This is a genomic window from Enterobacter chinensis, assembly GCF_034008295.1.
Taxonomy (GTDB): Bacteria; Pseudomonadota; Gammaproteobacteria; order Enterobacterales; family Enterobacteriaceae; genus Enterobacter; species Enterobacter chinensis.
Window position 1 is genome coordinate 474,701 of the sequence record NZ_JARDVI010000004.1, and the last position, 18,750, is coordinate 493,450.

Consider the following 18,750-nt stretch of genomic DNA (forward strand, 5'->3'; position numbering starts at 1 on the left):
CATGAGTCAAACCACTTTGTATCCGGTTGTGATGGCTGGTGGCTCTGGTAGCCGGTTGTGGCCGCTGTCCCGCGTGCTCTATCCAAAACAGTTCCTCTGCCTGAAAGGGGAACTCACCATGCTGCAAACGACGGTTAACCGTCTGCACGGCGTGGAGTGTGAAAGCCCGGTGGTGATTTGTAACGAGCAGCACCGCTTTATTGTTGCCGAGCAGCTGCGCCAGCTGAATAAACTCACGGAAAACATCATTCTGGAGCCTGCCGGACGTAATACCGCGCCTGCTATCGCCCTGGCGGCGCTGGCGGCAAAACGCAGCAGCCCGAATTGTGACCCGCTGATGCTGGTGCTGGCGGCTGATCACGTCATCCAGCAGGAAGACGCGTTCCGCGACGCGGTTCGTGCGGCCATTCCTTACGCCGATAGCGGCAAGCTTGTGACCTTCGGCATCGTGCCGGATCTGCCGGAAACGGGCTATGGCTATATTCGCCGCGGCAGCGTGACGCCGGGTGAAGGCGACAGCGTGGCGTTTGACGTGGCGCAGTTTGTTGAAAAGCCGAATCTGGAAACCGCGCAGGCGTATGTCGCCAGCGGTGAATATTACTGGAACAGTGGGATGTTCCTGTTCCGTGCCGGACGATACCTGGAAGAATTGCAGAAGTATCGCCCGGACATTCTCAGCGCCTGCGAGAAAGCGATGGCCACGGTTGATCCGGATCTCGATTTTATCCGTGTGGATGAAGAGGCGTTCCTCGCCTGTCCGGAAGAGTCTATTGACTACGCGGTAATGGAACGCACGGCAGATGCCGTCGTGGTGCCGATGGATGCGGGCTGGAGTGATGTTGGCTCCTGGTCGTCCCTGTGGGAGATCAGCGCCCATACCCCGGAGGGTAACGTCCATCACGGTGATGTCATTAGCCACAAAACGGAAAACAGCTACGTCTATGCCGAGTCCGGCCTGGTGACCACGGTCGGGGTGAAAGATCTGGTGGTGGTTCAGACCAAAGACGCCGTGCTGATTGCCGACCGTAACGCCGTGCAGGACGTTAAAAAAGTGGTGGAGAAGATCAAGGCGGATGGTCGCCATGAGCACCACATTCACCGCGAAGTGTACCGTCCGTGGGGGAAATATGACTCCATCGATGCCGGTGAGCGCTACCAGGTGAAACGTATCACCGTGAAGCCGGGCGAGGGGCTGTCTGTGCAGATGCACCACCACCGCGCTGAGCACTGGGTGGTGGTAGCGGGCACGGCGAAAGTCACTATCGACGGTGAAGTCAAACTGCTGGGTGAAAACGAGTCCATTTATATTCCTCTGGGGGCGACGCACTGTCTGGAGAACCCGGGGAAAATTCCTCTCGACTTAATTGAGGTGCGCTCCGGCTCGTATCTGGAAGAGGACGATATCGTGCGCTTCCAGGACCGCTACGGGCGGGTGTAGCACTCCGCATTATGCCCGGTGGCGCTGCGCTTACCGGGCCTACGAATGACAAAAAAATCAATTTGGCCATTTAGTGGTCAGGGCCGACTGTTGCCTGAAAAAGGGGTCATCATGGAAAAATTAACCTGTTTTAAAGCCTACGATATTCGCGGCAAGCTGGGCGAAGAGTTGAACGAAGATATCGCGTGGCGCATCGGCCGCGCGTATGGCGAATATTTAAAACCGCAGACCATCGTGCTGGGCGGCGACGTGCGCCTCACCAGTGAATCCCTGAAGCTGGCGCTGGCGAAAGGGCTGCAGGACGCGGGGGTGGACGTGCTGGATATCGGTCTTTCCGGGACCGAAGAGATTTACTTTGCCACCTTCCACCTCGGCGTGGACGGCGGTATCGAAGTGACGGCCAGCCACAACCCGATGGACTACAACGGCATGAAGCTGGTGCGCAAGGGCGCACGTCCTATCAGCGGCGACACCGGCCTGCGCGACGTGCAGCGCCTGGCGGAAGCCAACGATTTCCCGCCGGTCAACGACGCGAAGCGCGGCAGCTACAGGCAGATTAACCTGCAGAAAGAGTACATCGACCACCTGCTGGGCTACATCAACGTGGCGAACCTGAAACCGCTGAAGCTGGTGATTAACTCCGGTAACGGCGCGGCCGGCCCGGTGGTGGACGCTCTCGAAGCCCGCTTTAAAGCACTGAACGTGCCGGTGACCTTCGTCAAAGTGCACAACACCCCGGACGGCAACTTCCCGAACGGTATTCCTAACCCGCTGCTGCCGGAGTGCCGCGACGATACCCGTAACGCGGTGATCGAGCACGGCGCGGATATGGGCATCGCCTTTGACGGCGATTTCGACCGCTGCTTCCTGTTCGACGAGAACGGGCAATTCATCGAGGGCTACTACATTGTCGGCCTGCTGGCGGAAGCGTTCCTTGAGAAAAACCCGGGCGCGAAAATCATTCATGACCCGCGCCTTTCCTGGAATACCGTCGACGTGGTGTCCGCGGCAGGCGGCACGCCGGTGATGTCCAAAACCGGTCACGCCTTCATCAAAGAGCGTATGCGCGAAGAAGACGCCATCTACGGCGGCGAGATGAGCGCCCACCACTACTTCCGTGATTTTGCCTACTGCGACAGCGGGATGATCCCGTGGCTGCTGGTGACCGAGCTGCTGTGCCTGAAGGGGCAGACGCTGGGCGAGCTGGTACGCGACCGTATGGCGGCATTCCCGGCGAGCGGGGAGATCAACAGCAAGCTGGCGCAGCCGGCCGAGGCCATTGCCCGCGTGGAGCACCACTTTGCCCTGCACGCGCTGGAAATTGACCGTACCGACGGCATCAGCATGGCGTTTCCGCAGTGGCGCTTTAACCTGCGCTCGTCCAATACCGAGCCGGTGGTGCGCCTGAACGTGGAGTCCCGCGCTGACACCGCGCTGATGGAAGCCCGAACGAAGGACATTCTGGCGCTGTTGAATCAGTAATATTTGCCCCTCCCGGTGGGAGGGGGAACTGAATACAGGAACAACGATGACGAATCTAAAAAAACGCGAACGAGCGAGAACGAATGCATCGTTAATCTCTATGGTGCAGCGTTTTTCTGATATCACCATCATGGTCGGTGGATTGTGGGCGGTGTGTCGGATCAGCGGGCTGCCGTTCTTATACATGCATCTGCTGATGGCACTGATTGCGCTGGTCGTGTTTCAGATGATCGGCGGGATGACCGATTTTTACCGCTCGTGGCGCGGCGTCAAAATGACCACCGAACTGATGCTGTTGTTGCAGAACTGGACCCTGAGCCTGATCTTCAGCGCGGGTCTGGTGGCGTTCAGCCATGATTTTGACAATCGTCTGGTGACCTATCTCTGCTGGTATCTGTTGACCTGCGTCGGCATGGTGGTGTGTCGCTCTCTTATCCGCTTTGGCGCGGGCTGGCTGCGCAACCGGGGTTATAACCGTCGCTTCGTTGCCGTGGCAGGGGATTTGCCTGTCGGGCGGGTGCTGCTTGACAGCTTCCGCAACGAGCCGTGGTTAGGTTTTGAAGTGGTGGGGATTTATCACGACGCGAAGCCTGGCGGCGTGCCTGCGGACTGGGCGGGCAATTATGAGCAGCTTATTGAAGACGCGAAAGCCGGCAAAATTCACAACGTCTACATCGCCATGCAGATGAAAGACGAATCTCGCATTAAGCAACTGATGCGCGAGCTGGCGGATACTACCTGTTCGGTGATCCTGATCCCGGACGTGTTTACGTTCAACATCCTTCACTCCCGCATTGAAGAGGTGAACGGTGTGCCGGTCGTACCGCTGTACGACACGCCGCTGTCAGGTATTAACCGCGTGCTGAAGCGCGTGGAAGATATCGTGCTCTCTTCGCTGATTTTACTGCTCATCTCCCCGGTGCTGTGCTGCATCGCCCTGGCGGTGAAGCTGAGCTCCCCTGGCCCGGTTATCTTCCGCCAGACCCGCTACGGTATGGACGGTAAGCCGATTATGGTGTGGAAATTCCGCTCCATGAAGGTGATGGAAAACGACAAGGTGGTGACTCAGGCAACGCAGAACGATCCGCGCGTCACCCGCGTGGGGAACTTCCTGCGCCGTACCTCGCTGGATGAACTGCCGCAGTTTATCAACGTCTTTACCGGCGGGATGTCGATTGTCGGGCCTCGTCCACATGCGGTTGCTCATAACGAACAGTACCGCTCGCTGATTGAAGGCTACATGCTGCGCCACAAGGTGAAGCCGGGCATTACGGGCTGGGCGCAGATCAACGGCTGGCGCGGTGAAACCGACACGCTGGAAAAAATGGAAAAACGTATTGAGTTCGATCTGGAGTACATCCGTGAGTGGAGCGTCTGGTTCGATATCAAGATTGTTTTTCTGACCATCTTCAAAGGTTTCGTGAACAAAGCGGCGTACTAAGATGAGCTTACGTGAAAAAACCATCAGCGGCGCAAAGTGGTCAGCGATGGCGACCATCGTCATCATTGGCCTTGGCCTGGTGCAGATGACCGTGCTGGCGCGCATTATCGATAATCACCAGTTCGGTCTGCTGACCATTTCGCTGGTGATTATTGCGCTGGCCGATACGCTGTCTGACTTTGGTATCGCCAACTCGATTATCCAGCGCAAAGAGATTAGCCATCTGGAGCTGACCACGCTCTACTGGCTGAACGTGGGGCTGGGGATTTTCGTGTTTGTGCTGGTGTTCCTGCTGAGCGACACCATCGCCAGCGTGCTGCACAACCCGGATCTCGCGCCGCTGATGCGTACGCTGTCGTTTGCTTTTGTGGTGATCCCGCACGGGCAGCAGTTCCGCGCGCTGATGCAGAAAGAGCTCGAGTTCAACAAGATCGGCATGATCGAGACCAGCGCCGTGCTGGCGGGCTTTACCTTCACCGTGGTGAGCGCCCATTTCTGGCCGCTGGCGATCACGGCCATTCTGGGATACCTGGTTAACTCCGGCGTGCGCACGCTGCTGTTCGGCTATTTTGGCCGCAAAATTTACCGTCCGGGACTGCATTTCTCTCTGGCTTCCGTCTCCTCCAACCTGCGTTTTGGCGCATGGCTGACGGCGGACAGCATCATTAACTATGTGAACACCAACCTCTCAACGCTGGTGCTGGCGCGTATTCTCGGCGCGAGCGTGGCAGGGGGCTATAACCTGGCCTATAACGTCGCGGTCGTTCCCCCGATGAAGCTGAACCCGATTATTACCCGCGTGCTGTTCCCGGCGTTTGCAAAGATTCAGGACGACACCGAGAAGCTGCGCGTCAATTTCTACAAGCTGCTTTCGGTAGTGGGGATTATCAACTTCCCGGTGCTGCTGGGGCTGATGGTGGTGTCCAGCAATTTCGTGCCGCTGGTGTTTGGTGAAAAGTGGAACGGCATTATCCCGATCCTTCAGCTGCTCTGCGTGGTGGGGCTGCTGCGCTCCGTGGGGAATCCGATTGGTTCCCTGCTGATGGCGAAGGCGCGCGTGGATATCAGCTTTAAGTTCAACGTATTTAAAACCTTCCTGTTTATTCCGGCAATTATCATCGGCGGGCATATGGCGGGCGCCATCGGCGTTACGCTGGGCTTCCTGCTGGTGCAGATAGTCAACACCGTTCTGAGCTACTTCATCATGATCAAGCCGGTGCTGGGCTCCAGCTACCGCCAGTACATCCTGAGCCTGTGGCTGCCGTTCTATCTCTCATTGCCGACTCTGGCGGTGAGCTACGGCCTGGGCATTATCCTCAGCGGTCACCTGCCGCTGGCCGCGCTGCTGGCGGTGCAGGTGGCTGCAGGTGCGCTGGCATTCGTCGTGATGATTGTGCTGTCACGCAATGCGCTGGTGGTGGAGATGAAGCGCCAGTTTTGCCGTAACGAAAAAATGAAAACGCTGCTTCGCGCAGGCTAGTTATTTAAGAGGCCATTATGAAATTATTAATTCTTGGCAACCATACCTGCGGCAACCGTGGCGACAGCGCCATCCTGCGCGGTTTACTGGATGCGATTAACACCCTTAAGCCTGAGACCGAAGTGGACGTGATGAGCCGTTATCCGGTCAGCTCATCCTGGTTACTGAACCGCCCGGTGATGGGCGACCCGCTTTACAGCCAGATGAAACAGCATAATAACGCCGCGGGCGTGATGGGGCGCGTGAAGAAAGTGCTGCGCCGTCGCTATCAGCACCAGGTGCTGCTTTCCCGAGTGACGGACACCGGCAAGCTGCGCAACATTGCTATCGCGCAGGGCTTTACCGATTTCGTTCGTCTGCTGTCGGGTTATGACGCCATTGTTCAGGTCGGCGGTTCGTTCTTCGTCGATCTCTACGGCGTGCCGCAGTTTGAGCATGCGCTTTGTACGTTCATGGCGAAAAAGCCGCTGTTTATGATTGGTCATAGCGTGGGACCTTTCCAGGATCCGCAGTTTAACCAGCTGGCAAACTATGTTTTCGGCCACTGCGATGCCCTGATCCTGCGCGAGTCGGTCAGCCTCGAGATGATGAAGCGCAGCGAGATTGACACCTCCAAAGTTGAGCACGGTGTGGACACGGCCTGGCTGGTGGATCACCAGAACGACAGCTTTCAGGCAAGCTATGCGGTGCAGCACTGGCTGGACGTAGCGGCGAAACAGAAAACCGTCGCGATTACCCTGCGCGAGCTGGCGCCCTTCGATAAACGTTTAGGCACCACCCAGGCGGCGTATGAGAAAGCCTTCGCCGACGTGGTGAACCGCGTGCTGGACAGCGGTTACCAGGTGCTGGCGCTCTCAACCTGCACCGGTATCGACAGCTACAACAAAGATGACCGCATGGTGGCGCTGAACCTGCGCAATCTTGTCAACGATCCGTCCCGCTATCACGTGGTGATGGACGAACTGAACGACCTCGAGATGGGCAAGCTGCTCTCTGCCTGTGACCTGACCGTGGGCACCCGTCTGCACTCGGCGATTATCTCCATGAACTTCGGCACGCCGGCCATTGCCATTAACTATGAGCACAAGTCCGCCGGGATTATGCAGCAGCTCGGTATGCCGGAAATGGCCGTGGATATCCGTCATCTGCTGGATGGTTCGCTCGGTGCGATGGTGGGGGACACCCTGGGTCAACTGCCTGCCATCAATGAACGCCTGGCCGTGGCGGTGAAAGCCGAACGCGAGAAAGGCATCGGGATGGTGAAATCGGTACTTGACCGTGTACGGGAGGGGAAATGAAGGTTGGTTTCTTCTTACTGAAATTTCCGCTGTCGTCTGAAACGTTTGTCCTGAACCAAATCACCGCGTTTATCGATATGGGATATGACGTGGAGATTATCGCCCTGCAAAAGGGCGATACCCAAAACACCCATGCGGCGTATACCCAGTATGGGCTGGAGGCGAAAACCCGTTGGCTACAGGATGAGCCGTCCGGGAAGGTGAGCAAGTTGCGCCACCGGGCCAGCCAGACCTTACGTGGGCTCCACCGCGCGTCGACGTGGCGCGCGCTGAATGTGTCCCGCTATGGGGCGGAATCCCGCAATCTGATCCTGTCGGCCATCTGCGGGCAAACGGCGCAGCCGTATCGTGCGGATGTGTTTATCGCCCACTTTGGCCCGGCGGGAGTTACCGCCGCAAAACTGCGCGAACTGGGGGTAATTGACGGAAAAATTGCCACCATCTTCCACGGCATTGACATCTCCAGTCGCGAAGTGCTGAACCACTACACGCCGGAGTATCAGCAGCTTTTCCGACGCGGTGACGTGATGCTTCCCATCAGCGACCTGTGGGCCGGACGGCTTAAAAACATGGGCTGCCCGGGAGAGAAAATTGCCGTTTCGCGTATGGGCGTGGATCTCACGCGCTTTACCCGGCGTCCGGTTAAGGTGCCGGGGAAACCGCTGCAGATCATCTCCGTCGCTCGCCTGACCGAGAAGAAAGGGCTGCATGTGGCCATTGAAGCCTGCCGCCAGCTGAAAGCGCGTGGGGTGGATTTCCACTATCGCATTCTTGGCATTGGGCCATGGGAGCGTCGTCTGCGCACGCTTATCGAACAGTATCAGCTGGAAGATGTTGTCGAGATGCCGGGCTTCAAGCCGAGCCATGAGGTGAAGGCCATGCTCGATGAGGCGGATGTGTTCCTGCTTCCTTCCGTAACGGGCACCGATGGCGATATGGAAGGCATTCCGGTGGCGCTGATGGAGGCGATGGCCGTCGGTATTCCGGTGGTATCGACCCTGCACAGCGGGATCCCGGAGCTTATTCAGTCTGACTATTCTGGCTGGCTGGTGCCGGAAAATAACGCCATGGCTCTGGCCGATCGATTAGCGGCATTCAGCGACATCGACCAGCAGGCGCTGGAGCCCGTGCTCCACAATGCCCGACAAAAAGTAGAAACCGATTTTAACCAGCAGGTGATTAATCGCCAGTTAGCGAGCCTGCTGCAAACGTTGTAACGCCGAGGTTGTATGCTGAAAAAGATTACCCGACGCACCTTCGTCTCTTCTCTGTCCGTTCTGGCCGCCGCGCCGCTGCTGTCGTCCCGCATCGCGCGGGCGGCAACCGGAAGAACGGTTTCTGTGAATCAGTACAATAACAACGACTGGATCGCCGCCTTTAAGCAGGCGTTTAACGAAGGGGATACAGTTGTTGTTCCTGCTGGACTGACCTGCAAAAACATCAATACGGGCATTTTCATTCCTGACGGGAAAACGCTGCTGATCCGCGGGGCGTTGACCGGCAACGGACGGGGTCGCTTTGTCCTGCAGGAGGGCAGTAAAGTCATTGGCGAGGGCGCAGGACGCACGGAAAATATTACCCTGGACGTTCGCGGCTCTGACTGTGCGATCAAAGGACTCGCGATGAGCGGGTTTGGTCCCGTAACGCAGATCTACATCGGTGGTAAGAAGCCCAGCGTGATGCGCAATTTGCTGATTGATAACATCAGCGTGAGCCAGGCCAACTATGCCATCCTGCGCCAGGGTTTCCATAACCAGGTGGACGGTGCCCGCATCACCAACAGCAAATTTAGCCATTTGCAGGGCGATGCGATCGAGTGGAACGTCGCCATCAATGACCGCAATATCCTGATTTCCGACCATGTGATCGACAACATCAACTGCACGAACGGCAAGATCAACTGGGGCATTGGCATTGGCCTCGCCGGAAGCACCTACGATAATGACTATCCGGAAAAGCAAACCGTCAAGAACTTCGTGGTGGCCAACATTACCGGCAGCAACTGTCGTCAGCTAGTGCATGTTGAAAACGGCAAACATTTTGTTATCCGTAATATAAAGGCCAAAAATATTACCCCCGACTTCAGTAAAAAGGCGGGAATAGACAACGCCACGGTAGCCATTTATGGCTGTGATAATTTCATTATTGATAATGTCGATATGGTCAATAGTGCCGGCATGTTAATCGGTTATGGCGTGATTAAAGGCGATTATTTGTCCATCCCGCAGAACTTCAAGCTCAACAATATTCACCTCGATAATCGCCAGCTTGCGTATAAGCTGCGCGGAATACAAATTTCATCCGGCAACGCCACGTCATTTGTCGCGATTACCAACGTTGAGATGCAGCGCGCCACGCTGGAGCTGCACAATAAGCCGCAGCATCTTTTCTTACGAAATATCAATGTAATGCAGGAAGCCGCCGTGGGACCTGCCCTGAAGATCAATTTCGATCTGCGTAAGGACGTGCGGGGCAAATTTATGGCTAAAGACGAGACGTTGCTGTCGCTGGCGAACATAAAAGCTGTCAATGAGAAGGGGCAGAGCTCGGTGGATATTGACCGGGTTGATCAGCAGGTGGTGAATACGGAACGGCTGAATTTTGCGCTTCCGCACAGATAATCATCAACGGCCAGTTTTGAGACTATTCCTGGCATAAAAGCGCGATCGAATCAGATTACAACTACAGAAATTTGTAGTACTAAGGCGTAACATTGCCCAAGGATTACGGCAAATCATGCTGGCGAAAACAGGTTTAAGAGCTATAATTCGTCAACCATTTTAAGGTGGAAGAAATAATGATTAATTTGAAAGCAGTCATTCCGGTAGCAGGCTTGGGCATGCATATGCTGCCAGCCACGAAAGCCATTCCTAAAGAGATGCTGCCGATCGTCGACAAGCCAATGATTCAATACATTGTCGACGAGATTGTTGCTGCAGGGATCAAAGAAATCGTCCTGGTTACGCACTCGTCCAAGAATGCGGTAGAGAACCACTTCGACACCTCTTACGAACTCGAAGCGTTGCTTGAGCAGCGCGTCAAACGCCAGCTGCTGGCGGAAGTGCAGTCTATTTGTCCGCCGGGCGTGACCATCATGAACGTTCGTCAGGCGCAGCCGCTGGGGCTGGGTCACTCTATCCTGTGCGCTCGCCCGGTTGTAGGTGATAACCCGTTCATCGTTGTGCTTCCGGACATCATCATTGATACCGCGTCTGCCGATCCGCTGCGTTATAACCTGGCGGCAATGGTCGCACGTTTCAACGAAACGGGCCGTAGCCAGGTGCTGGCAAAACGCATGAAAGGCGATCTGTCCGAGTACTCCGTTATCCAGACGAAAGAACCGCTGGAGACGGAAGGGCAGGTGAGCCGCATCGTTGAGTTCATCGAAAAACCGGATCAGCCACAGACGCTGGATTCCGACCTGATGGCGGTTGGCCGTTATGTTCTGAACGCAGATATCTGGGCCGAGCTCGAAAAAACCGAGCCAGGCGCCTGGGACCGTATTCAACTGACTGACGCGATTGCAGAGCTGGCGAAAAAGCAGTCTGTGGATGCGATGCTGATGACCGGTGACAGCTATGACTGCGGTAAGAAAATGGGGTATATGCAGGCGTTCGTGAACTATGGGCTGCGCAACCTGAAGGAAGGGGCAAAGTTCAGAAACCGTATTGAGAAGTTACTCGCTAACGACTGATATTTTCTTACACGATTTGTATAAGCGGTAGTCATCATCAGGGTATGTGGAAACATAACCAAAATGATGTCTGCCGTTTTTTGTTATTATTCATAATGATAACATAGAGTTATCTGATTCAAATCTCGCCAGATTTGTAACGATTTGTGCTTGTTTCTGTGGTCATTTAGGACGACAATTAACGCCAGTTTTTTGTCTGTATTCAGACCAGAAAATTCATTTCTGCAATTTCAATCAGTGCACTGGTAGCTGTTAAGCCTGGGGCGGTAGCGTGCCTTGCCTTCGCAATTGAATATAGAACGAACAGTCATGGCCTAAACAGTTTCTCGCGATTCTGCACTCCTCGCGGGCAAAAAAAAATCAGATTGAGCAGACAGGGGATATCAATGAAAGTATTGGTGACGGGCGGAACCGGGTTTCTTGGTACTGCTTTAGTCCGGACGTTGAAATCATCAGGACATGAGGTGATATTAACAACGCGCAAGCAGGAGAACCCTGAACAGGGAATTTACAACCTGGGTGATATCTCAGCCGATACCAACTGGGTAAATCTTCTTCAGGGATGCGATACTGTCATTCATACTGCGGGAAGGGCACATATCCTTAATGATGATGCACAGGATGCTTTAGCGGAATTTCGTCGGGTTAATCACGACGCGACTATGAAATTAGCTACAGATGCCGCGACCAGTGGTGTTAAGCATTTTATTTTCGTCAGCTCGATCGGTGTCAACGGTAATGCCACTTCAGGAATCCCTTTTTCTGAAGCGTCGGAGCCCCGACCAACCTCTGATTACGCCATTTCCAAGCTAGAAGCTGAGCAAAGTTTGCTTAAAAACTTTGCAGAGAGTCATATGGCGATCACCATTGTCCGTCCGGCATTAATTTGTGGTGAAAATGCTCCGGGTAATATACAGCGTCTTTTAAAACTGGTCTCTAAGAACCTGCCGTTGCCATTTAAAAATGTCAGGAACAAGCGGGCACTTGTGTCACTGGATAATGTCGTCAGCTTTATCAATGAATGCGTCGTTAATGAAAAATCAAAAAATCAACTCTATTTACTCGCAGATGCGGAACGACCTTCTACAGAAGATATGATTAATGCCTTTGCTTCAGGGATGGGGATTAAAGCGAAAGTTATCTATTTCCCTAAAGTTATCCTTAAAATATTACTATCCGCTGTTGGTAAAAGTGGAATTTACGATCAGTTATTTGGTGATCTTGAAGTCGATGCCACCAAATCGCGGGAACACTTACACTGGACACCCCCGGTAACGCTTCATGAAGCTATGAAAAAAACGGCGAAATATTATATTGAAGGTAATAAATAATGGTGAATTTGGGGATTGTAATATTCTCTTTTTTAGTATCATGCGTGCTGACCTGTGGGTTACGCGGTTATGCCATTAAGCATAATGTTATCGACCGTCCAAATCAGCGAAGCTCGCATTCTGTGCCGACGCCGCGAGGTGGCGGGGTGGCTATTGTTCTGACGCTCCTGGTGGCGTTAGTATGGTTTTATTTTAGCCGCGAGCTAACATTAGAGAGCTTCTTAGGTTTGTTCATTCCAGGTTTAATTGTTGCCATCATCGGTTTCCTTGACGATCATGGTCATATAGCGGCTCGCTGGCGTCTATTGATGCATTTTATGGCCGCGGCAATTGGCATCTATTTCTTAGGCTCTTTCCCGGTAATTACGCTGTTTGGTTACGATCTTTCCTTATCCTGGATTGGTATGATTCTCGGCTGTGTGTATCTGGTCTGGATGCTAAATTTATATAATTTCATGGATGGGATTAATGGCTTAGCCAGCGCAGAGGCAATCACATTTGCCGCATGTAGTGCGGTGTTGATTGTTGTAAACCAGTACACTGACGCGCCTGGAAGTATTTATCCGCTGACGCTTGCTCTTATCGGTGCCGCTGCTGGCTTTATTGTCTGGAACTTCCCGATAGCGAAAATCTTCATGGGCGATGCCGGGAGTGGTTTCCTTGGGATAACTATTGGGTTGATGATCCTCCATATTGCGAAAGTAGATACGCATTTCTTTATTGCAGAATTATGCTTGCTGGGCGTATTTATCGTCGATGCCACTACAACATTGCTGAGGAGAGTTGTAGCGGGCAAGAAAGTCTATGAAGCGCATGCCAGCCATGGCTATCAAATCCTTGCCAGAAAATATGGCAGCCACGTTCCGGTGACAATGATGGCGATTGCCGTCAATCTGCTGTGGCTCTTCCCGATCGCCTTTTTTATCGCCTCAGCCAAGATTGATGGTGTTGTTGGACTGATTGTCGCCTGGCTCCCGCTTTTCGCTGTTGCGCTCAAATGTGGTGCGGGCGTTAAAGACAAAGAGAGCAACGTCAATGCATAACTTAATGATTTTGGGGGCGGGTGGCCATGGGCGTACACTCTGCGAGATGGCGAGACTCCTGGGATATACGGATATCGTTTTTCTTGACGATAATGCATCCCCCATCCATGACACAAACAAACTCATTATTGGTAAAATTTCAGAACTACAGTTACATATCAAAAAGGCCAGTCATGTAGCGATTGGTATTGGAAATAATAAACTCAGAGAACAGCTCTATCAGCAGATTATTAGCTTAGGTATTCATCCCGTTACGCTTATACATCCCTTTGCATTTATCAGCCCATCGGCGACCATTGCTGAGGGCTCTGTTGTATTAGCGGGAGCAGTGGTTGGTGCCAACGCGAGATTAGGTGCAGGTACGATTGTAAATAGCCATTCGACAGTAGATCATGATTCTACTCTAGGCGATTTTGTTCACTTAGGAGTTGGTGTACATCTCGCTGGCGGCGCTGTAATTGGGAAATCAGCGTTTCTGCAGGCGGGTACAGTGGGTGGTTATAATGCAATAGTGCATGATTACTCAGTGTGTCCTGCTGGTACTATTTTATAAACTGAATGCAAGCTTTAACGAGGCGACCAGTTTTTAGTATGCTAAATTATTTAATATCTTTATCCAGACCGATAAAACGTATTATTACACTTTCGATAGATGTTGTGCTTCTCTTATGTGCATTTTGGTTTGCATTTTGGGTACGCATTGATTCTATGACTCCAATATTTAGTACGGAGCATTGGTTATTTATATTTTCAATAATTATCGTCACCCTGGCGATATTTGTTAAGCTAGGGCTTTATCGCGCCGTCATTCGCTATATTACTGCAAAAATATTACTAGTAGTTACAGTAGGGATGGTTATATCATCCATTTTGCTTATTATCGCAGCGTTTTATACTAATCTCTATTTACCAAGAACGATTCCATTCATTTATTTCTCGTTCGGTTTACTGCTTATTGCCGGATCGCGGCTGGGTATGAGGATGTTGGTAAATCGTGGATTGAATCTGGGCACTAGGGTGGTGATTTATGGTGCCGGTGCATCGGGCCGTCAGTTACTGCCGGCGCTGAGCCAGATGGATGAATATTATCCCGTTGCTTTTGTCGATGACAACCGCGCTCTGCAAGGTCAGGTGATTCACGGCGTCAGCGTTTTCGCGCCGGAAAAACTGCCATGGTTGGTAGAGAAATACGAAGCGAAGAAAATTCTGCTTGCCATGCCAAGCGCCAGTCGAGCCAGGAAGAACGAAGTCATTAAAACACTGGAAGGTTTGCCGTGCGAGGTACTCTCCATTCCCGGTATGGTCGATCTTGTAGAGGGTAAAGCACGTATTGATTCGTTGCGCAAAGTGGTTATTACCGATCTGCTGGGCCGCGATCCCGTCTCACCGATTCCGGAATTGGTTTCCCGTAATATCAACGGGAAAACGGTTATGGTTACCGGGGCTGGGGGATCGATTGGTTCTGAGCTTTGCCGACAGATAATTAAAAATAAGCCGAACCAGCTTATTCTTTTCGAATTGTCAGAGTTCTCACTGTACTCCATCGATTCGGAGCTGCGTAATCTGAATCTCAGCCAGAATCTTCAGGTTAAAATTTACCCAATTCTCGGTAACGTACAAGATAAAGAGCATCTCGAAAGATTAATTAACACATTCAACGTCAATACGATTTATCACGCTGCGGCGTACAAACATGTACCGCTTGTCGAGTTCAACGTTCTTGATGGAGTGCGCAATAATATCTTTGGTACACTGAGCTGCGCACAGGCTGCAGCGAGTTGCGGTGTAGAAAACTTTGTCTTAATTTCGACCGATAAAGCCGTGCGGCCTACCAATACAATGGGGGCGACCAAACGAATGGCTGAGCTAGTGCTGCAGGCGCTGGCGAAGGAATCCAGCAAAACTTGCTTCAGTATGGTTCGCTTCGGCAACGTATTAGGCTCGTCGGGTTCTGTTGTGCCGTTGTTTGAAAAACAAATAGCTGCGGGTGGTCCTGTGACGCTGACTCATGAGAATATTACGCGTTACTTTATGACGATCCCTGAAGCGGCGCAGTTGGTAATACAGGCGGGAGCCATGGGTACGGGCGGCGATGTTTTTGTTCTGGATATGGGGGAACCCGTCAAGATTATTGATCTTGCACATCGCATGATTACCTTGCAAGGGCTCACCGTTCGTGATGATAAAAACCCTTATGGTGATATTGCGATAAAAACAACGGGTCTGCGTCCGGGTGAGAAACTGTATGAAGAGTTACTTATCGGCGACAATGTATCTACAACACAGCACCCGCGTATCAGGACCGCTAATGAAGTGATGTTGCCGTGGAGTGAGATGAGCATTATTCTTCAGAACCTCGACAACGCCTGCTGTGAGTTCGACTACGAACGCGTGCGCGAAATATTATTGCAGGCACCTGCAGCGTTCAATCCAACCGATGGTATCTGCGATTTACTCTGGAAAGAAAAGGTAAGTTAAAATAGCAGATTGTCATTTTCTCAGCCCTGGACGCTTGACAAAAGTCACCAGGGCGTCGGCATGTAATAGATTGTTTCTGAAAACCTTAAGAGCGAAATAAACGTGAAAATTCTGGTCACTGGTGGAGCAGGCTTCATTGGGTCTGCAGTGGTACGACACATTATTAATGATACGCAAGATTCTGTTATTAACGTCGATAAACTGACTTACGCAGGGAATCTTGAATCTCTGGCTGACGTTGCGCAGAGCGATCGTTATCATTTTGAACATGCCGATATCTGCGACAGCGATGCCATGGCACGTATTTTTGCAGAGCACAAGCCGGATGCTGTGATGCATCTGGCCGCCGAGAGCCACGTTGATCGCTCGATTACCGGCCCGGCAGCATTTATCGAGACTAACATTCTTGGCACCTATGTGCTGCTGGAAGCAAGCCGCAAGTACTGGTCTGAGTTAAGTGCTGAGAAAAAAACGGTATTCCGGTTCCACCACATCTCAACAGATGAAGTGTATGGCGATCTTCCGCATCCTGATGAAGTCGCAAAGGGAGCCAAGCTGCCTTTATTTACTGAAACCACTGCCTATGCCCCAAGCAGCCCGTACTCTGCTTCTAAAGCGTCCAGCGACCATTTAGTCCGTGCCTGGCTGCGCACCTATGGTTTCCCTACAATTGTCACTAACTGTTCCAATAACTACGGTCCCTACCACTTTCCGGAAAAACTTATCCCTCTGGTAATCCTCAATGCGCTGGATGGAAACCCCCTGCCGGTTTACGGTAAAGGTGACCAGATCCGCGACTGGCTGTACGTTGAAGATCACGCTCGCGCGTTATATACCGTGGTGACGCAGGGCAAGATTGGCGAAACCTACAACATCGGCGGCCACAATGAAAAACAAAACCTTGATGTGGTAAATACTATCTGCTCCTTGCTGGATGAGATTGTGCCGAAGGAAGGCTCTTATCGCGACCAGATAACCTATGTGGCTGACCGTCCGGGTCACGACCGCCGCTACGCGATTGACGCAGAGAAAATTGGTCAGGAGCTGGGCTGGAAGCCTCAGGAGACCTTCGAAAGTGGCATTCGCAAAACCGTAGAATGGTACCTGGCGAACACACAATGGGTAGAGAACGTGAAAAGCGGTAACTACAAATCGTGGATTGAAGAAAACTATGGGGATCGTGCTTAATGAACATCCTGTTGTTTGGCAAAACAGGGCAGGTGGGATGGGAGCTACAGCGTGCTCTTGCGCCACTGGGTAATTTGATTGCTGTTGACGTCCATTCGCAGGAGTACTGCGGTGATTTCAGTAACCCTGAAGGCATTGCAGAAACTGTGCGCCGTATTAAGCCTGATATGATCGTTAACGCGGCTGCGCACACCGCAGTCGATAAGGCCGAGTCAGAACCAGAATTCGCTCAGTTGCTGAATGCAACGAGTGTCGAGGCGATTGCCAAAGAGGCTCAGAAATTGGGGGCTTGGGTTGTTCATTATTCCACTGATTACGTATTCCCGGGTGATGGGAATACGCCGTGGCTGGAAACGGACGCCACAGCACCGCTCAATGTTTATGGTGAAACCAAACTTGCTGGTGAAAAAGCGTTAAGTGAAAATTGCTCACGGCATTTGATCTTTCGAACTAGCTGGGTTTATGCCGGTAAAGGGAATAATTTTGCGCGTACTATGCTGCGACTGGCAAAAGAGCGCTCTGAGCTGTCTGTTATTAATGACCAATTTGGAGCACCTACAGGGGCTGAATTATTAGCAGACTGCACGGCTCATGCAATTAGGGTTGCTCTGATTAAACCCGAGGTAGCAGGTACATATCATCTGGTTGCCAGTGGTACGACAACCTGGTATGACTATGCCTCGCTGGTATTTGAAGAAGCGCGTAAAGCAGGAATGGAGCTGGCATTAACCCAACTTCATGGGGTGCCAACCAGTGCTTATCCAACCCCAGCACGACGTCCGGGAAACTCCCGTCTCAATACCATAAAGTTCCAGCAGAATTTCAACCTGGTACTGCCGCAATGGGAAGTGGGGGTTAAGCGTATGTTGACGGAGTGGTTCACAGCAACAGCGATTTAATAATGCTCATGATGCCTGGGAAAGGGCATCTCATGAATATAGAGATGATGAAATGAAAACGCGTAAAGGTATTATTCTGGCGGGTGGCTCTGGTACTCGTCTGTATCCGGTAACTATGGCTGTCAGCAAACAATTATTACCTATTTATGATAAGCCGATGATTTACTATCCACTATCAACACTGATGCTAGCTGGAATTCGGGATATTTTAATTATTAGTACTCCTCAGGATACTCCGCGTTTTGAACAACTCCTGGGGGACGGCAGTCAGTGGGGGCTTAACCTACATTATAAAATTCAGCCAAGCCCTGATGGTCTTGCTCAGGCCTTCATTATTGGTGAAGAATTTATCGGCAATGATGATTGCGCTCTGGTTTTGGGAGACAATATATTCTATGGACATGATCTGCCAAAATTGATGGATAGCGCTGTAAATAAAGAGGGAGGCGCGACGGTTTTTGCATACCATGTGAATGATCCTGAACGCTACGGCGTTGTCGAATTCGATAAGAGTGGTACGGCTATCAGCCTCGAAGAGAAACCTCTGGAACCGAAAAGTAATTATGCGGTAACGGGGCTCTATTTTTATGATAACAGTGTCGTTGAGATGGCGAAGAACTTGAAACCGTCAGCACGTGGTGAGTTGGAAATCACAGATATTAACCGTATCTACATGGAACAAGGTAAACTTTCGGTTGCCATGATGGGACGTGGCTACGCATGGCTGGATACAGGGACTCACCAGAGTTTGATTGAAGCGAGTAACTTCATCGCTACAATCGAAGAGCGTCAAGGACTGAAGGTTGCCTGTCCTGAAGAAATTGCCTATCGTAAAGGCTTCATTAATGCTGAGCAAATAGCTCAATTGGCGAAGCCCTTAGCAAAAAATAATTATGGGAAATATCTTCTAAAAATGATTGATAAAAAATTCTAATAACTCATTTTCTCAAACAATAAAGAAAGTAGTGGTGCTGTCAC

15 protein-coding genes are annotated in these 18,750 nt (G+C 51.9%); all 15 read left to right on the top strand.

All coding sequences use genetic code 11. The features are described 5' to 3' along the window. The first annotated feature begins 1 nt into the window (after position 1). The 15 genes from cpsB to rfbA all read left to right on the top strand — a co-directional run bounded on the left by cpsB (position 2) and on the right by rfbA (position 18,706). Positions 2-1,438: a mannose-1-phosphate guanyltransferase gene (gene cpsB, locus PYW49_RS14875; protein WP_134347923.1), complete on the top strand. Its 1,437-nt coding sequence runs from the start codon at positions 2-4 to the stop codon at positions 1,436-1,438. 111 nt (positions 1,439-1,549) lie between these two features. After that, positions 1,550-2,920 carry a colanic acid biosynthesis phosphomannomutase CpsG gene (gene cpsG / locus PYW49_RS14880; RefSeq protein ID WP_320386838.1) on the top strand — a complete coding sequence of 457 codons (1,371 nt, stop codon included), beginning with the start codon at positions 1,550-1,552 and terminating at the stop codon, positions 2,918-2,920. A gap of 46 nt (positions 2,921-2,966) precedes the next feature. Then, on the top strand, positions 2,967-4,361 hold the full coding sequence (wcaJ, locus tag PYW49_RS14885) for an undecaprenyl-phosphate glucose phosphotransferase (protein WP_134347925.1): 1,395 nt from the start codon (positions 2,967-2,969) through the stop codon (positions 4,359-4,361). 1 nt (position 4,362) lies between these two features. Continuing rightward, on the top strand, positions 4,363-5,841 hold the full coding sequence (gene wzxC, locus PYW49_RS14890) for a colanic acid undecaprenyl disphosphate flippase WzxC (RefSeq protein WP_320386839.1): 1,479 nt from the start codon (positions 4,363-4,365) through the stop codon (positions 5,839-5,841). A gap of 17 nt (positions 5,842-5,858) precedes the next feature. Next, complete coding sequence (wcaK, locus tag PYW49_RS14895; RefSeq protein WP_320386840.1) at positions 5,859-7,139, top strand: colanic acid biosynthesis pyruvyl transferase WcaK; 1,281 nt, start codon at positions 5,859-5,861, stop codon at positions 7,137-7,139. Then, entirely contained in the window at positions 7,136-8,356 is a 1,221-nt protein-coding gene (gene wcaL, locus PYW49_RS14900; protein WP_320386841.1) for a colanic acid biosynthesis glycosyltransferase WcaL, read from the top strand. The genes wcaK and wcaL overlap by 4 nt, the downstream gene beginning before the upstream one ends. A gap of 12 nt (positions 8,357-8,368) precedes the next feature. Then, on the top strand, positions 8,369-9,760 hold the full coding sequence (wcaM, locus tag PYW49_RS14905) for a colanic acid biosynthesis protein WcaM (RefSeq protein ID WP_320386842.1): 1,392 nt from the start codon (positions 8,369-8,371) through the stop codon (positions 9,758-9,760). Positions 9,761-9,936: 176 nt separating this feature from the next. Then, positions 9,937-10,833, top strand: coding sequence for a GalU regulator GalF (gene galF / locus PYW49_RS14910; protein ID WP_032646468.1), 897 nt, complete (start codon positions 9,937-9,939; stop codon positions 10,831-10,833). Positions 10,834-11,219: 386 nt separating this feature from the next. Continuing rightward, positions 11,220-12,164 (top strand): NAD-dependent epimerase/dehydratase family protein, encoded by a 945-nt coding sequence (locus tag PYW49_RS14915; RefSeq protein WP_134347930.1) that lies wholly within the window; start codon positions 11,220-11,222, stop codon positions 12,162-12,164. Continuing rightward, positions 12,164-13,207 (top strand): MraY family glycosyltransferase, encoded by a 1,044-nt coding sequence (locus PYW49_RS14920; protein ID WP_320386843.1) that lies wholly within the window; start codon positions 12,164-12,166, stop codon positions 13,205-13,207. The genes PYW49_RS14915 and PYW49_RS14920 overlap by 1 nt, the downstream gene beginning before the upstream one ends. After that, positions 13,200-13,760, top strand: coding sequence for a PglD-related sugar-binding protein (locus tag PYW49_RS14925; protein WP_320386844.1), 561 nt, complete (start codon positions 13,200-13,202; stop codon positions 13,758-13,760). Before PYW49_RS14920 ends, PYW49_RS14925 begins: the two co-directional genes overlap by 8 nt. A gap of 155 nt (positions 13,761-13,915) precedes the next feature. After that, positions 13,916-15,685, top strand: coding sequence for a polysaccharide biosynthesis protein (locus tag PYW49_RS14930; protein ID WP_407057612.1), 1,770 nt, complete (start codon positions 13,916-13,918; stop codon positions 15,683-15,685). 102 nt (positions 15,686-15,787) lie between these two features. Next, complete coding sequence (rfbB, locus tag PYW49_RS14935) at positions 15,788-16,873, top strand: dTDP-glucose 4,6-dehydratase (protein ID WP_134347933.1); 1,086 nt, start codon at positions 15,788-15,790, stop codon at positions 16,871-16,873. Beyond that, positions 16,873-17,772 (top strand): dTDP-4-dehydrorhamnose reductase, encoded by a 900-nt coding sequence (gene rfbD / locus PYW49_RS14940; protein WP_320386846.1) that lies wholly within the window; start codon positions 16,873-16,875, stop codon positions 17,770-17,772. Before rfbB ends, rfbD begins: the two co-directional genes overlap by 1 nt. A gap of 52 nt (positions 17,773-17,824) precedes the next feature. Further along, positions 17,825-18,706, top strand: coding sequence for a glucose-1-phosphate thymidylyltransferase RfbA (gene rfbA / locus PYW49_RS14945; RefSeq protein ID WP_129325195.1), 882 nt, complete (start codon positions 17,825-17,827; stop codon positions 18,704-18,706). Positions 18,707-18,750: the final 44 nt, after the last annotated feature.

Excerpts from the sequence above, each read along its gene's own strand:
- cpsB (WP_134347923.1), top strand. The coding sequence starts at position 2 with ATGAGTCAAACCACTTTGTATCCGGTTGTGATGGCTGGTGGCTCTGGT.
- cpsG (WP_320386838.1), top strand. The coding sequence starts at position 1,550 with ATGGAAAAATTAACCTGTTTTAAAGCCTACGATATTCGCGGCAAGCTG.
- wcaJ (WP_134347925.1), top strand. The coding sequence starts at position 2,967 with ATGACGAATCTAAAAAAACGCGAACGAGCGAGAACGAATGCATCGTTA.
- wzxC (WP_320386839.1), top strand. The coding sequence starts at position 4,363 with ATGAGCTTACGTGAAAAAACCATCAGCGGCGCAAAGTGGTCAGCGATG.
- wcaK (WP_320386840.1), top strand. The coding sequence starts at position 5,859 with ATGAAATTATTAATTCTTGGCAACCATACCTGCGGCAACCGTGGCGAC.
- wcaL (WP_320386841.1), top strand. The coding sequence starts at position 7,136 with ATGAAGGTTGGTTTCTTCTTACTGAAATTTCCGCTGTCGTCTGAAACG.
- wcaM (WP_320386842.1), top strand. The coding sequence starts at position 8,369 with ATGCTGAAAAAGATTACCCGACGCACCTTCGTCTCTTCTCTGTCCGTT.
- galF (WP_032646468.1), top strand. The coding sequence starts at position 9,937 with ATGATTAATTTGAAAGCAGTCATTCCGGTAGCAGGCTTGGGCATGCAT.
- PYW49_RS14915 (WP_134347930.1), top strand. The coding sequence starts at position 11,220 with ATGAAAGTATTGGTGACGGGCGGAACCGGGTTTCTTGGTACTGCTTTA.
- PYW49_RS14920 (WP_320386843.1), top strand. The coding sequence starts at position 12,164 with ATGGTGAATTTGGGGATTGTAATATTCTCTTTTTTAGTATCATGCGTG.
- PYW49_RS14925 (WP_320386844.1), top strand. The coding sequence starts at position 13,200 with ATGCATAACTTAATGATTTTGGGGGCGGGTGGCCATGGGCGTACACTC.
- PYW49_RS14930 (WP_407057612.1), top strand. The coding sequence starts at position 13,916 with ATGACTCCAATATTTAGTACGGAGCATTGGTTATTTATATTTTCAATA.
- rfbD (WP_320386846.1), top strand. The coding sequence starts at position 16,873 with ATGAACATCCTGTTGTTTGGCAAAACAGGGCAGGTGGGATGGGAGCTA.
- rfbA (WP_129325195.1), top strand. The coding sequence starts at position 17,825 with ATGAAAACGCGTAAAGGTATTATTCTGGCGGGTGGCTCTGGTACTCGT.